The organism is Pseudomonas sp. TE3911 (assembly GCF_054062775.1).
This window is the reverse complement of record NZ_JBSSFP010000001.1, coordinates 3,554,342-3,567,824: the sequence shown is the minus strand read 5'-3', so window position 1 is coordinate 3,567,824 and position 13,483 is coordinate 3,554,342. Positions and strand designations below refer to the sequence as shown.

Genomic DNA, 13,483 nt, shown 5'->3' with positions numbered 1-13,483 from the left:
AGGCAAAGAAAAGCCCGCTATTTGAGCGGGCTTTCTTTATCGCAGCGAAGCTATTTCAAACCGCGGTCTCAAGAACCGGTGGCTGGAGTAGCAGGTGCTGCTTCTTTTGCGGCGGCTTCGTTCGATTCAGCCTGAGCTTTGGCAGCATCGGCGTTTTCTTTCGCAGCGTCGTTCACTTTATCCTGAGCCTTCGCCATATCTTTCTGAGCTTGCTCAGAGTGCGCGGCAGCGTCTTGGGCTTTGTCTTCGGATTTTTTGTCGCAGGCAGCGAGACCGAGGGCAGCGGCGAGCATCATGGAAATAGCTAAAGTCTTGCGCATTGGGTGTTTCTCCTTATTGAAGATATCTACTGGCCTTTCGAGCCTGAGGGTTCAGCATTAGTTCCTTTTATTGCGCAGATATATAAACAGCGCACCCCAAGGAACTTTCAACCGCACTGCCTACTCCGCGGATTAACGCTAATAAGAGTCTAGACCGAATGACCGAAAACCCACTGTTAGAGCGTGCGACGCGCTTTGTTTCGGCCCTGCGCCATTGCCAGGTGCTGGGGATTACCGTGCATGCCGCCAACCTGGAAGGTATGACCTTGGTCCTGCCCTACGGCCCCTCCATCGTCGGCGACCCTCGCACCGGGGTGATCCATGGCGGTGCGCTGACTTCGCTGATGGACACCGCCTGTGGCATGGCCACCTTGTGTGTATTACCAGAGTTCGAGGTGTGCCCGACCCTCGACCTGCGCGTCGACTACATGCACACCGCCGAACCCCACAAGCCGGTTTATGGCTTCGCCCAATGTTACCGGGTGACGACTGACGTGATCTTTACCCGTGGCGTTGCCTATCAGGATGACCCGCAGCAGCCCATTGCCCATGTGGTGGGCACGTTCATGCGCATGGGCAAGCGGCTCAAGGGAGCCCAAGGACTGAGCAGCACAATCAAGGGAGAACAGGCATGACGCATCGATTCAAGACGCGCCTGGAACAGGCCCACGAACTCGGAAACTATGAGGCGCTGCTGGAGTTGATTCCTTACGCCAAGCTGATCGGCATCGAATGCACACGCCTGGGCGATGAATTGCTGTTTCGCCTGCCCGCCAACAAAGACAACATTGGTAACCCCATATTGCCGGCGCTGCACGGCGGGGTGATTGCCGGCTTTATGGAGCTGTCGGCGGCGTTGCACCTGCTGGTATTTACCGGTGCGCCGGGCTTGCCGAAAATCATCGATTTCTCCCTGGATTACCTGCGTGCAGGCCAGTTCCGCGACACTTATGCCAAATGCCAGGTCTGGCGCCAGGGCCGACGGGTCGCGAACGTGGCAATTACCGCCTGGCAGAGCACCCCGGCAGAACCTATTGCCACCGCCCGTGCGCATTTCAAAATTGAGGAAACGACTCGCCCTTGAAATCCTGGCCTTAGCCCCCAACTTTGATGACAACCCGCCGCCAACCCTCAAGGGTACGGCCACTGCCATCCAATTGGAGTTTGATGACCATGAGTGTGGAAACTCAAAAGGAAACCCTGGGCTTCCAGACCGAGGTGAAGCAACTGCTGCACCTCATGATCCATTCGCTGTATTCCAACAAGGAAATTTTCCTTCGCGAATTGATCTCGAACGCCTCTGACGCTGTCGACAAATTACGTTTCGAAGCCCTGTCCAAGCCTGAGTTGCTGGAAGGTGGCGCCGAACTGAAAATCCGTGTGAGCTTCGATAAAGACGCCAAGACCGTCACCCTCGAAGACAACGGTATCGGCATGAGCCGTGACGATGCGATCACCCACCTGGGTACCATCGCCAAATCCGGCACCGCTGATTTCATGAAGAACCTGTCCGGTGACCAGAAGAAAGATTCGCACCTGATCGGCCAATTCGGTGTGGGCTTCTACTCGGCCTTCATCGTTGCCGACAAGGTTGAAGTGTTCAGCCGCCGCGCCGGCCTTGACGCCAGCCAAGGCGTGCATTGGTCCTCCAAAGGTGAGGGCGAGTTTGAAATCGCCACCATCGATAAAGCCGACCGTGGCACCCGCATCGTGCTGCACCTGAAATCCGCTGAAGATGAGTTCGCTGACGGCTACCGCCTGCGCAATATCATCAAGAAATACTCCGACCACATCGCTCTGCCAATCGAGTTGCCGAAAGAGCAGGCTGCCGCCGAAGGCGAAGAAGCGCCTGCCCAGGAATGGGAAGTGGTCAACCGTGCCAGCGCCCTGTGGACCCGTCCTCGCACTGAAGTGAAGGACGAGGAATACCATGAGTTCTACAAGCACATCGCCCACGACTACGAAAACCCACTGAGCTGGAGCCACAATAAGGTCGAAGGCAAGCTGGAATACAGCTCGCTGCTCTACGTACCGGCCCGTGCTCCGTTCGACCTGTACCAGCGTGAAGCGCCGAAAGGCCTGAAGCTCTACGTGCAGCGCGTGTTCGTGATGGACCAGGCGGAATCGTTCCTGCCGCTTTACCTGCGCTTCATCAAAGGCGTGGTCGACTCCAATGACCTGTCGCTGAACGTGTCGCGGGAAATCCTGCAGAAAGACCCGATCATCGACTCCATGAAGTCGGCGTTGACCAAGCGCGTCCTCGACATGCTGGAAAAACTGGCGAAGAACGAGCCTGAGCAATACAAAGGCTTCTGGAAAAACTTCGGTCAGGTCATGAAAGAAGGCCCGGCGGAAGATTTCGCCAACAAGGAAAAAATCGCCGGCCTGCTGCGTTTTGCCTCGACTCAGGGCGAAGATGGCGAGCAGGTGGTGTCCCTGGCCGAGTACCTGGCACGCGCCAAGGAAGGTCAGGACAAGATCTACTACCTGACCGGCGAAACCTACGCTCAGGTCAAGAACAGCCCGCACCTGGAAGTCTTCCGTAAGAAAGGCATCGAAGTGCTGCTGCTGACCGACCGTATCGATGAGTGGCTGATGAGCTACCTCAGCGAATTCGACGGCAAGACCTTTGTCGACGTTGCCCGTGGTGACCTGGACCTGGGTAACCTGGACTCCGAAGAAGAGAAGAAGGAAGCCGAAGAAGTCGCCAAGGCCAAAGAAGGCCTGGTTGAGCGGATCAAGACGGCCCTCGGCGATGCGGTCAGCGAAGTGCGGGTTTCCCACCGCCTGACCGACTCCCCGGCGATCCTGGCTATCGGCGAGCAGGACCTGGGCATGCAGATGCGCCAGATTCTCGAAGCCAGCGGCCAGAAGGTTCCGGATTCCAAGCCGATCTTCGAATTCAACCCGGCTCACCCGCTGATCGAGAAACTCGACGGCGAGCAGAGCGAAGAGCGGTTTGGCGACCTGTCGCACATCCTCTTCGATCAGGCGGCCCTGGCCGCTGGCGACAGCCTCAAGGATCCGGCCGCGTATGTGCGCCGCCTGAACAAGCTGTTGGTTGAACTGTCGGTTTGACCCCGTTGTAGAAAAACCCGCTTCGGCGGGTTTTTTCGTTCTACTGCACCTCAACTGGAGTAAATGATGAGCCAAGTCACTGTGCGTTCCGTGGTCTATCAGATTGATGGCCAGCCTTATGAGAGCCGCCTGGCATTCGATGCCAGCCACCAGGGTCCGTTGCCGGGCTTGTTGATGGCGCCGAACTGGATGGGCGTGAGTGCGGGTGCCGAAGAAATCGCCAAGGCCGTTGCCGGCAAAGGTTATGTGGTGCTGATTGCCGACTTGTACGGGCAAAGTGTGCGCCCGTCGAATGGCGACGAAGCCGGTGCCGCGATGATGCCGTTGAAGAATGATCGCCCGTTGCTGAACAAGCGCATGCAGGCGGCCTTTGAGCAGTTGCAAGGTCAGACTGAAGCCGCAGTGGATACCTTGAAGCTGGCGACCTTTGGTTTCTGCTTTGGCGGTTGCTGCTCCCTGGAGCTGGCACGTACCGGCGCGCCGTTGAAGGCTGCGGTGTCCTTCCACGGCACCCTCGACACGCCGAATCCGGCGGACGCGAAGAGCATCAAGGGCTCGGTGCTGGTGCTGCACGGTGCTTCCGACCCGTTGGTGCCAAAAGAGCAACTGCCGGCGTTCGAAGATGAAATGAACGCGGCCGGCGTGGACTGGCAATTGCTGAGCTACGGCGGTGCGGTGCATTCCTTCACTGACCCGGAGGCCAATGTGCCGGGCAAGATGATGTACGACGCGAAGACCGCAGCACGGGCCTTCCAGTCGATGCATAACTTGTTGGATGAAGTGTTCAAGGGCTAACGCTTAAGCGCTTGTTCCGGCCTCATCGAGGGCAAGTCCCTCCCACATGTTGACCGTGTGAATCCGATCAAGTGTGGGAGGGGCGGTGCGAAGATTCGACTTGCCCCCGTTTGCTATCTCAGGGGCAACTCAATTCTTTCAGTTTCGCCCGGCACCGTCGGCCAATCCCCAGCGGCCCAGCGCTGCCTGGCCTGCTCGATCTTCAACGGATCGCTCGCGACAAAATTCCAATTGATCCGCCGTGGCCCATCCAGCGGTGCACCGCCAAACACCACCAGGTGGCAATCGCTCCCGGCGCACAGCGTCATCTCCTGTCCGGCCGGCAAGACCACCAGACTCTGCACCTCAAGCGCCTCGCCCTCCAACTGTGCTTCACCCTCCAGCACGTACACCGCCCTTTGCTCATGCTCGTCAGGGATCAGCAGGGTAGTGGCCGTCTGCATCCGCACCTCGGCATACAGCGTGGGCGACAGCACTGGCACTGGCGATTTCAGGCAAAACCCATTGCCGGCGATCATGCGAATCTGCACGCCCAAGTTGTCGCTGATCGGCAGGCTCGCCGCCGGGTGGTGGCTGTAGTGGCCTGGCCCGGTTTCATGATCCTTGGGTGACGCAAGCCACACTTGCAACCCATGCAGGCTGAAGCCACTGGCCTTGAGTGCTTGGGGTGTGCGCTCCACATGGGCAATTGCGCTGCCGGCAGTCATCCAGCTGACATCACCCGCTTGCACCTCCTGGTCAGAACCCAAGCTGTCCTTATGCTGCAGCGCACCGTCGAACAGATAGGTGAGAGTGGATAGGCCGATATGCGGATGCTGACGGATGTTCATGCCGCTGCCCGCTGGGTACTGGGTGGGCAACATGTGATCAAAGAACACAAAGGGCCCGACACTACGGCATTCCCTTGAGGGCAAGGGGCGCAGGATCGGCTGGCCTTCAACGTCTTCGGGGCGAGGGCGGATCACGGTGAGGGTGGTCATGGTACGTCCCAGTCTGAGCGGGTTAGGTGTGATTGAGCATAACCCGCTCGACGAGAGGTTGCCGCTATTGGCTGAATGCGCCTTCGGACAGCTGGGTCTCGATGCTGATTTCGGCAGTGGTCATCAGCTTGTGCACCGGGCACTTGTCCGCCACGCGATGCAGTTCATCGCGCTGCGCGTCTGTGAGTACGCCCTTGAGGGTCAATTTGACGTTGAGTGTGTATTTGCCTTTTGGCTCTTCGGCGGCGTCGTGGGTGACTTCCACGGTCACGCCGGTCAGCGGGATATCTTTCTTCTGGGCATAGAGCCTGACGGTCAAGGCCTTGCACGACGCCAGTGCGGCATCGAAGTAATCGTGGGGGGAGGGCGCCGAGTCGTCGCCACCCAGGCTCTTGGGCAGGTCGGTAAACAGCTCGTGGTTGTTGATGTTGACGCTGTGGCGGAAGTTTTCAGCGTTCAATGTGTTCACGGTAACAGGCATGGCAAACCTCACAGGGTGGCAGGATGAAGGTCATGCAGTTATAGAGCATGCTGGCACTTCAGTGTTCCGCGTTTTTCCACGATGAACCTCGGCACAGGGCACAAGGTCTACCCGTATTGGCCCCCATTGAGGTTGTACCGTGCCCTGGATCCGCCTGAGTCTTGCCCTGTTGCTCGCCGCCGGTAGTCTCGCTGTGCAGGCGCGTGAGTATGCCTACAGCGACGCCCACCTGCATTACGTGGATTTTTTCCAGGAAACTGCCGGCATGGATAAATTGCTCAAGGCCATGGCCGAGAATCGCATCGAGCATGTGATGATTTCCGGCATTCCCGTTGCGAAGAAATGGCACGAAGACGAGCCCAAACGCCCGCGCTACTACGCCGGTGATGACGCCGATGCCTATTGGTACAGCGCCACTGACGTCATCGTCGCTGCGGCCGTGAACAAGCTCACCCCAGAACAGCGCCAGCATTTTCATCCGTTTCTAAGCGGCTTCAATCCCAACGACAAGAACTCTGCCGCCCATATCCAACGCATGTTCGACCTTAATCCAGGGCTCTGGCAGGGCATTGGAGAGGTGTTCACCCGTCACGATGACCTGACCGCGCTTACCTCAGGCGATACCCCGCGTGCCAATAACGAGGCAATGACGCGGATATACCACCTGGCCGCCGAAAACGACCTGCCGGTAATGCTGCACTCGAACATCACCTCCAAGCGCGAGCGTAACCCGCTGTATTTGGCTGAGATCGAAGAGCCGTTGCGCAACCACCCGCACACCCGTTTTATCTGGGCCCATGCCGGTACCAGCAAGGAAATTCACCGTCATCAGGTCCAGATGGACTTCCTGCTGCCCACGTTAAGCCGGATGCTGGAGGCCTATCCCAATCTGTATATTGACCTGTCCTGGAGCATGCTCACGCCGTATTTGCTGGACGATGCGGGTCAGCCTCGGCCGGAGTGGGTAAAGCTGGTGGAGCGCTTCCCGGAGCGTTTTATGCTGGGCTCGGACGTCGTAGGGCGTTTCAATAAGCTGGGTAAGGAAATGCGCCGCTTTGATCCCTTCCTCGATGCATTGCCCGAAGACATCGCCCACAAGGTTGCACGGGATAACTTCCTGGCCATTCTGCCTAAACCACCTCGCGATGGTGGCGCACGTTGATATCGCGTTTTCGTCTTACGCAAATACAGTAGAGCGCCGATAACTTCCAGGAGACCGGCTGCAGGTGAATGCAGCGCTTTTGGAAGGATCCAGGCAATGAATATCCGTAGTTTGAATATTGCCCCGCGCGCCGGTTTGGGCTTTGGCGTGCTGGCGGTGATGGTGTTTGCTCTGGGCGGCTTTGCGCTGCTGCAGATGGCCAACATGCGCCAGCAGTCGGATCAGGTGGAAAACAACTGGCTGCCCAGCGTGATGGCAGTGGGGGAGATGAGCCAGGACGTGTTGCGCATTCGTGCGCTGACCTTGCGCTTGCTGGTCACCCGCGATCCCCAGGCCGTGGCGCAGAACGAGCAGAAAATCACCGAGATCAAAGCCGCGCTGCATAACGCCGAAGGGCTGTACGAAGCGTTGATCGTATTGCCCGAGGAGCGTGTGTTGTTTGATCGACTCAAGGTCGAGGAGCAGCGCTACCTGCAGCGCCAGGAGCAGGTGGTGGCGCTGTCCAAGGCTAACCGGCTGGAGGAAGCGATTCAGGTGGTCAACGGTGAGATGAATCAGTTGGCTGACGAAATGGCACTGACCTTGCGATCCCTGGTTAATCTAAACAAGGTCAGTGCCAACGAAGCGGCAAAGCAGGCACAGCATGTATTCAGCCAGTCGCGAACTTGGGTGATCGCCATGGTTGCCCTGGCCGCACTGGTCACCATCGGCCTGGCGGTCTGGCTGACCCGCAGTATCGTGTTGCCACTGGCTCAGTCGCTCAAAGTTGCCCAGAACGTTGCCAGCGGCGATCTGACTGGGGAAATCATACTGAGTGGCAAGGATGAACCCGCGCGCTTGCAGCGGGCGCTCAAGGGGATGCAGGACACCTTGCGTGACACCATCCGGCGTATCTCGGAGTCTTCGAGCCAACTTGCGTCGGCGTCCGAGGAACTCAGCTGCGTTACCGAGGATGCCACCCGTGGTTTGCACCAGCAAAGCCAGGAAATCGAACAGGCCGCAACGGCGGTCAACCAGATGACGGCCGCGGTGGAGGAGGTGGCAAGCAATGCGGTGGTCACGTCACAGGCATCTCGCGAGTCTGACCGTATCGCCCAGCAAGGGCGTGAGCAGGTGCATCAAACGGTAGTGTCGATTGAGGCGCTGGCCTCGGATGTGACCGCCAATGCGACCCAGGTCGAGGACTTGGCTCAGAAGGTCTATGGCATTAGTAAGGTGCTGGATGTGATTCGTTCGATTGCCGAGCAGACCAATCTGTTGGCGCTGAATGCTGCCATTGAGGCTGCGCGGGCAGGTGATGCGGGGCGCGGCTTTGCGGTGGTCGCCGACGAGGTGCGCGCGTTGGCCCATCGCACTCAGCAGTCGACGCAGGAAATCGAGCAGATGATCGGTGGGATTCAGCAAGGCACGGAGCAAGCCGTCAGTTCAATGCAGCAGAGCAACACCCGGGCGCGTTCCACCCTGGACATCGCCAAGTCGGCGGGGACTGCGCTGGAGGCAATTGCATCGGCGTTCACGCTGATCAATGAGCGCAACCTGGTGATTGCCAGTGCGTCTGAACAGCAGGCGGCGGTGGCGAGGGAGGTGGATCGCAACTTGATGAATATCCGCGACCTGGCGCATCAGACGTCCGCCGGAGCTAATCAGACCAGTGCGGCGAGTCAGGAGTTGTCGCGGTTGGCGGTGGATTTGAATTCGATGGTGGCGCGGTTTTCGGTGTAGTGCGCAGGTTGGGTGTATGTCCGTTGTTCAGGTAACGGATGTATACCCGGTCAACTCCAGTCTTCCATAAAAAAGCCCCGAACCAGTCGGGGCTTTTTCAGTGGATCAAACTACAGGTCTTACTTACCCTGCCAGCGCTTCAGTACCAAGGTGGCGTTAGTGCCACCGAAGCCGAAGCTGTTGCTCATCACTGTGTCGATCTTGGCGTTTTCAACGGTCTTGGTCAGGATCGGCATATCGGCGACGACCGGGTCGATCTCGTCGATGTTGGCCGAACCGGCCATGAAGTTGCCTTCCATCATCAGCAGGCAGTAGATCGCTTCGTGAACGCCAGCGGCGCCCAAGGAGTGACCCGACAGGCTCTTGGTGGAGCTGATGGCCGGAGCCTTGTCGCCGAATACCGCACGTACACCTTCCATTTCCTTGGCGTCGCCGACCGGAGTCGAGGTGCCGTGGGTGTTCAGGTAGTCGATTGGGGTATCTACAGTGGACATGGCCATCTGCATGCAGCGGATAGCGCCTTCACCGCTCGGGGCAACCATGTCGTAGCCGTCGGACGTCGCGCCGTAGCCAACGATTTCCGCGTAGATCTTGGCACCACGGGCCAGAGCGTGTTCCAGCTCCTCGACCACCACCATGCCGCCACCGCCGGCGATGACGAAGCCGTCACGCTTGGCGTCGTAGGCGCGGGAGGCCTTTTCCGGGGTTTCGTTGTACTGGGTGGACAGCGCGCCCATGGCGTCGAACAGGAACGACTGGCTCCAATGTTCTTCTTCACCGCCGCCGGCGAACACGATGTCCTGCTTGCCCAGCTGGATCTGCTCTACCGCAGTACCGATGCAGTGAGCACTGGTGGCGCAGGCGGAGGAGATCGAGTAGTTCACGCCCTTGATGGCGAACGGTGTGGCCAGGCAGGCCGAAACGGTGCTGCCCATGGTCCGCGTTACACGGTACGGGCCAACGCGCTTCACGCCTTTCTCGCGCAGGATGTCCAGCGCTTCCATCTGGTTCAGGGTGGATGCGCCGCCCGAACCGGCGATCAGGCCGGTGCGTACGTTCGATACCTGGTCTTCGCTCAGGCCGGAGTCGGCGATGGCATCTTTCATGGCCAGATAGGCGTAGGCGGCAGCGTGGCCAACGAAGCGATAGATCTTGCGATCGATCAGTTCTTCGAGGGGCAGGTCGATGGAGCCGGAAACCTGGCTACGCAGACCCATTTCGGCATATTCCGGGTTGAAGCGGATGCCAGGGCGACTTGCACGCAGGTTAGCGGTGACGGTCTCTTTGTCATTGCCCAGGCAAGAAACGATGCCCAGACCAGTGATAACGACGCGGCGCATGCGGATAACCCTTAAAAGTTGTCAGTGGAAGTGAATACGCCGACCCGAAGGCCTTCGGCAGTATAGATCTCGCGACCGTCGACGCTCACCGAACCATCGGCGATGGCCAGGTTCAGCTTGCCCTTGAGGACGCGCTTGATCTGAATGTTGTAGGTGACTTTCTTGGCGGTCGGCAGGACCTGGCCAAAGAACTTCACTTCGCCCGAACCCAGGGCGCGGCCGCGGCCTGGCAAACCCTGCCAGCCGAGGAAGAAGCCGACCAGTTGCCACATGGCGTCGAGGCCCAGGCAACCTGGCATCACAGGGTCGCCTTCGAAATGGCAGGCGAAGAACCACAGGTCCGGGGTGATATCCAGCTCGGCGACCAATTCACCTTTGCCGTACTTGCCACCCTCTTCACTGATATGGGTGATGCGATCCACCATCAGCATGTTCGGGGCGGGCAGTTGCGCGTTACCTGGGCCGAACAGCTCACCGCGACTGCAGCGCAGCAGGTCTTCCCGAGTAAAGGCGTTTTGTTTGGTCATGCGAGCTCCTCAATAATCCCATGCGGCAGGGTAGGGCAAATCTTCCCGAACCGAATGAAGCGTTCATGCCTCATGTCGGCAGCCTACACATAGACTATTGCGTTGTAGTGAAAGTCACAGCGTTAGGCACTGAATGTACACTTGTTCACTGAAATTTTAAACCGGGCCCGTTTGAGGGGCCCGTTCGGGTGCCTAAGACTGCCGCACTTTCGTCTTTCACGCCAGTCGGACTTGGTTGATGGCGCACCGCTATTGCACCCAACGCTGCAGGATTTGCTGTAAATCCGTACGTTTGAACGGCTTGGCCAGGTAATCGTTCATGCCCGCCGCCAGGCAGGCTTCGCGGTCGCCCTGCAAGGCGTTGGCGGTGAGAGCGATGATTGGCAGGTCGGCACACCCTGGCAATTGGCGAATCTGCCGGGTGGCTTCGTAGCCATCAATCAGCGGCAGTCGGCAATCCATCAGGATCGCCGTGAAAATTAGGCTCTCGGCACTGCGGATCGCTTCGGCACCGTCAGTGGCCAGGCTCACTTCGAACCCCAGGCTGCGCAGCATCGCTTCCACCACGGTGCGGTTGACCGGATTGTCCTCCACCAGCAACACATGGCGGCCATCACCAGCGCTGTGCTTGCCCTCAGCATTCTGGGCCACCGCGGGCAGGCTTTGTTGATCCAGCGCCAGTGGAATTTCCAGGGTAAACACCGAGCCACGGCCTTCTTCGCTCTGAGCGCGGAGGGTGCCGCCCATGCGCTCGGCCAGGGTGCGGGCGATGGGAAGTCCCAGCCCGGTGCCGCCGTAACGTCTTGAAATGGAACTGTCGGCCTGCTGGAACGCATCGAACATCAATTCCAGGCGTTCCGTGGAAATTCCGATACCACTGTCACGCACGGTGCAGGTGAACCACACAAGCTCATGGTCGAGGGTTTGCCAATGGGGTTCGACGCTGACGGTGCCGTGCTCGGTGAACTTCAAGGCATTGCCGATCAGGTTCACCAGAATCTGGCGGATCCGCGTCGGATCCCCCCGCACTCGGAGTGCATCCATACCCGGCGGGATCGGCAGCTTGAGCACCAGCCCACGCTGCTGCGCGCTGTGCTGGAAGGCCTGGGCGCAACTGTTGATCAGGTCGGCCAGGTTGAACGAAATATGTTCCAGCTCCAGGGCCTCGCGTTCGATGCGCGAGAAGTCGAGGATATCGTTGATCACTTTGAGCAGATGCTCGGTGGACTCGGAGGCCAGCGCCGCGTATTCAGTCTGCTCCTCGGTCATCTCGGTGGTTTCCAGCAGTTGCAGCATGCCCAGTACGCCGTTCATCGGCGTGCGCAGTTCGTGGCTCATCATCGCCAGGAAGTCTGACTTCGCATTGTTGGCACGCTCGGCTTCTTCACGGGTCTGGATCAGTTGCGCCATGGCCTGCTGCTGTTCACGACTGGCCTGGTTGAGGCCTTCGGCCAAATTGTTGATGTGCCTCGAAAGGTCGCCCAGCTCTGAATCATCCACAATCGGCAGTGGCGTCTTGTAGTCGCCTTGCTGGATCGCCTTGACGGCATTGCCCATGGCGCTGATCGGTTGCGACAGGCTGGCGGCCAGGCGCCGGGCGAGCAGGAAGGTAAACAGCAGGGCGAACAACGCCAGGATGCCCGCCTTGAACAGAATCTCCTGTTGGCGCTGGCTGAAGGCGTCATTGGACATGCCGACAATCACCCGTCCCAGGTAATCCGCGCGCGGCGCCTTGGATTCGTTGAGGTTGTCCTCGAAAAAGTCGTTGCCCAGCTGGATATGTTGCAGGCGGATCGGCGCCTGGAAGATTTTCACCGACAGCGAGCGGTCGTGTTTCTCCGACGGCTGCTCGACGTACACCAGAATGTTTTCGCTGCTGTCCTGAATCTCCAGGAAGCGCACATGGGGCGTGGCCAATGTCGCGCGCAGCAGGCTATCAAGCACATCGTTGTTGCCTGAGATCACGCCGTATTCGGTGGCGGGCGCGAGCTGGTTGGCTATCAGTTGGCCCGTGTGGTCCAGTTCCTGGCGCAGGTCCTGGATACGCACGAAAGTGAAAAAGCTGATCAGCAGCAACGTCAGCAACAGTGCCGGACCCAGGGTGATGAGCTGGGTGCGTGTGTTGATGTCCCAACGACGACGCAAGGTCATGGGCGTTTTTCTCCTTCTGCCAATCGGGCGGCGACTCTGGCTTCGTCCACCTGTTCAATGCCCAGTGAGCGCGCGACCTGCGGGTTGCCCAAGACTTTGAAATGTTCTGGATACAGTGATCGTGGCCAACTGGCCGGCGGCTGGTCCAGCAAGCGGTCGAGTACCGCCAGCCAGTCGGTCTGGTCGCTGTAGGTGCTGGCCAGGCTGCCGGCGCGCACAAACCCGGCATTCGGGCCCACCAGCGGTAATTGCTGGGCGTAGCTGCTCAGCAGCAGGTTTTTCACGGTCTTTGGGTTGTACAGTTGCGGGTCGTCGAGGCCCAGCAGTACGTGGCTGCTCCTGAACAGGTTTTGCAGTGGGCGGCTGTCGTTTGTGTTGTCCCAGCGCTGAGGTTCGATGGCCAGCTCCAGCGCCTCTGCATAGCGGCGTAGCTCGGGCAGCAGGAATTCGCTCTCGGTGCTGTAGAGCACACCGATGCGCTGCGCCTGGGGCAGGATGCTGGTGATCAGGCGCAGTTGGCGTTCCAGCGGTGGGTCGCTCCACAACAGGCTGATCCGCGCGTGCCGCGAGGCCTCCGGACGTTGGTGGGCTTGTAGCCGACTGATGCGCATCACCAGGGTCGGCGGGCCTTGTAGGTCCTGCAGACGCCAGTCCAGGCCAGGCAGGTCCAGCAGGATCAAGCGCGTACTGGAGGGCAAGCGGCTGGGCGCGGGCAAGTCCTTGAGAGGAGTGAAAGTAACGTGGTCTTCGGGGCGTTGCTGGGCCAGGGCCCGGGCAAAGGCTTGCACGCCTGCACCGTCTTCGTCTGCGGTCAGCAGGATTTCGGCGCTCCACGCCGGTGCGGCCAGCAACAGGCAGGCCAGCAGCACGGCGCGTCGGCAGCACTTATAGATAAAGAAGCGGGTCATCCGTGACGAGTCGCCCATG

13 protein-coding genes and 1 pseudogene are annotated in these 13,483 nt (G+C 59.3%); 7 read left to right on the top strand and 7 right to left on the bottom strand.

Translation table 11 applies throughout. The features are described from left to right. Nucleotides 1-68 precede the first annotated feature (68 nt). Nucleotides 69-320 carry a hypothetical protein gene (locus ACVWXD_RS16075; protein WP_010211724.1) on the bottom strand — a complete coding sequence of 84 codons (252 nt, stop codon included), beginning with the start codon at nucleotides 318-320 and terminating at the stop codon, nucleotides 69-71. Nucleotides 321-478: 158 nt separating this feature from the next. On the opposite strand from ACVWXD_RS16075, the gene ACVWXD_RS16070 reads away from it, so the two are divergent. The 4 genes from ACVWXD_RS16070 (at nucleotide 479) to ACVWXD_RS16055 (ending at nucleotide 4,193) form a co-directional block, all read left to right on the top strand. Next, nucleotides 479-955, top strand: coding sequence for a PaaI family thioesterase (locus ACVWXD_RS16070; RefSeq protein WP_099601485.1), 477 nt, complete (start codon nucleotides 479-481; stop codon nucleotides 953-955). Then, nucleotides 952-1,404 carry a PaaI family thioesterase gene (locus ACVWXD_RS16065; RefSeq protein WP_032889171.1) on the top strand — a complete coding sequence of 151 codons (453 nt, stop codon included), beginning with the start codon at nucleotides 952-954 and terminating at the stop codon, nucleotides 1,402-1,404. Before ACVWXD_RS16070 ends, ACVWXD_RS16065 begins: the two co-directional genes overlap by 4 nt. Before the next feature lie 89 nt (nucleotides 1,405-1,493). Continuing rightward, entirely contained in the window at nucleotides 1,494-3,398 is a 1,905-nt protein-coding gene (htpG, locus tag ACVWXD_RS16060) for a molecular chaperone HtpG (protein ID WP_260366578.1), read from the top strand. A gap of 66 nt (nucleotides 3,399-3,464) precedes the next feature. Beyond that, nucleotides 3,465-4,193: a dienelactone hydrolase family protein gene (locus ACVWXD_RS16055; RefSeq protein WP_401384564.1), complete on the top strand. Its 729-nt coding sequence runs from the start codon at nucleotides 3,465-3,467 to the stop codon at nucleotides 4,191-4,193. Nucleotides 4,194-4,306: 113 nt separating this feature from the next. Here ACVWXD_RS16055 and ACVWXD_RS16050 read toward each other — a convergent pair whose 3' ends face one another. After that, nucleotides 4,307-5,173: a pirin family protein gene (locus ACVWXD_RS16050; RefSeq protein WP_401384561.1), complete on the bottom strand. Its 867-nt coding sequence runs from the start codon at nucleotides 5,171-5,173 to the stop codon at nucleotides 4,307-4,309. 64 nt (nucleotides 5,174-5,237) lie between these two features. After that, nucleotides 5,238-5,654, bottom strand: a complete 417-nt coding sequence (locus tag ACVWXD_RS16045) for an OsmC family protein (RefSeq protein WP_122680092.1) — start codon at nucleotides 5,652-5,654, stop codon at nucleotides 5,238-5,240. A gap of 139 nt (nucleotides 5,655-5,793) precedes the next feature. Between ACVWXD_RS16045 and ACVWXD_RS16040 the strand changes: the two genes are divergently transcribed. The 3 genes and pseudogenes from ACVWXD_RS16040 (at nucleotide 5,794) to ACVWXD_RS16030 (ending at nucleotide 8,538) form a co-directional block, all read left to right on the top strand. After that, a complete protein-coding gene (locus ACVWXD_RS16040; RefSeq protein ID WP_457371181.1) occupies nucleotides 5,794-6,816 on the top strand; it encodes an amidohydrolase family protein in 1,023 nt (340 codons plus the stop codon). Between the two features lie 96 nt (nucleotides 6,817-6,912). Next, nucleotides 6,913-7,404, top strand: a pseudogene (locus tag ACVWXD_RS16035) (MCP four helix bundle domain-containing protein); the annotation flags it as partial. Nucleotides 7,405-7,485: 81 nt separating this feature from the next. Then, nucleotides 7,486-8,538 carry a methyl-accepting chemotaxis protein gene (locus ACVWXD_RS16030; protein ID WP_457371597.1) on the top strand — a complete coding sequence of 351 codons (1,053 nt, stop codon included), beginning with the start codon at nucleotides 7,486-7,488 and terminating at the stop codon, nucleotides 8,536-8,538. A gap of 119 nt (nucleotides 8,539-8,657) precedes the next feature. Here ACVWXD_RS16030 and fabB read toward each other — a convergent pair whose 3' ends face one another. From fabB to ACVWXD_RS16010, 4 genes are all read right to left on the bottom strand, one after another. Continuing rightward, nucleotides 8,658-9,878, bottom strand: coding sequence for a beta-ketoacyl-ACP synthase I (fabB, locus tag ACVWXD_RS16025; protein WP_012723103.1), 1,221 nt, complete (start codon nucleotides 9,876-9,878; stop codon nucleotides 8,658-8,660). Nucleotides 9,879-9,889: 11 nt separating this feature from the next. Then, nucleotides 9,890-10,405: a 3-hydroxyacyl-[acyl-carrier-protein] dehydratase FabA gene (gene fabA / locus ACVWXD_RS16020; protein WP_010211704.1), complete on the bottom strand. Its 516-nt coding sequence runs from the start codon at nucleotides 10,403-10,405 to the stop codon at nucleotides 9,890-9,892. A gap of 249 nt (nucleotides 10,406-10,654) precedes the next feature. Next, complete coding sequence (locus ACVWXD_RS16015) at nucleotides 10,655-12,556, bottom strand: ATP-binding protein (RefSeq protein ID WP_181643582.1); 1,902 nt, start codon at nucleotides 12,554-12,556, stop codon at nucleotides 10,655-10,657. Then, nucleotides 12,553-13,482 (bottom strand): ABC transporter substrate-binding protein, encoded by a 930-nt coding sequence (locus ACVWXD_RS16010; protein WP_122680090.1) that lies wholly within the window; start codon nucleotides 13,480-13,482, stop codon nucleotides 12,553-12,555. The genes ACVWXD_RS16015 and ACVWXD_RS16010 overlap by 4 nt, the downstream gene beginning before the upstream one ends. Between the last annotated feature and the right edge of the window lies 1 nt (nucleotide 13,483).

Excerpts from the sequence above, each read along its gene's own strand:
- ACVWXD_RS16075 (WP_010211724.1), bottom strand. The coding sequence starts at position 320 with ATGCGCAAGACTTTAGCTATTTCCATGATGCTCGCCGCTGCCCTCGGT.
- ACVWXD_RS16070 (WP_099601485.1), top strand. The coding sequence starts at position 479 with ATGACCGAAAACCCACTGTTAGAGCGTGCGACGCGCTTTGTTTCGGCC.
- ACVWXD_RS16065 (WP_032889171.1), top strand. The coding sequence starts at position 952 with ATGACGCATCGATTCAAGACGCGCCTGGAACAGGCCCACGAACTCGGA.
- htpG (WP_260366578.1), top strand. The coding sequence starts at position 1,494 with ATGAGTGTGGAAACTCAAAAGGAAACCCTGGGCTTCCAGACCGAGGTG.
- ACVWXD_RS16055 (WP_401384564.1), top strand. The coding sequence starts at position 3,465 with ATGAGCCAAGTCACTGTGCGTTCCGTGGTCTATCAGATTGATGGCCAG.
- ACVWXD_RS16050 (WP_401384561.1), bottom strand. The coding sequence starts at position 5,173 with ATGACCACCCTCACCGTGATCCGCCCTCGCCCCGAAGACGTTGAAGGC.
- ACVWXD_RS16045 (WP_122680092.1), bottom strand. The coding sequence starts at position 5,654 with ATGCCTGTTACCGTGAACACATTGAACGCTGAAAACTTCCGCCACAGC.
- fabB (WP_012723103.1), bottom strand. The coding sequence starts at position 9,878 with ATGCGCCGCGTCGTTATCACTGGTCTGGGCATCGTTTCTTGCCTGGGC.
- fabA (WP_010211704.1), bottom strand. The coding sequence starts at position 10,405 with ATGACCAAACAAAACGCCTTTACTCGGGAAGACCTGCTGCGCTGCAGT.
- ACVWXD_RS16015 (WP_181643582.1), bottom strand. The coding sequence starts at position 12,556 with ATGACCTTGCGTCGTCGTTGGGACATCAACACACGCACCCAGCTCATC.
- ACVWXD_RS16010 (WP_122680090.1), bottom strand. The coding sequence starts at position 13,482 with ATGGGCGACTCGTCACGGATGACCCGCTTCTTTATCTATAAGTGCTGC.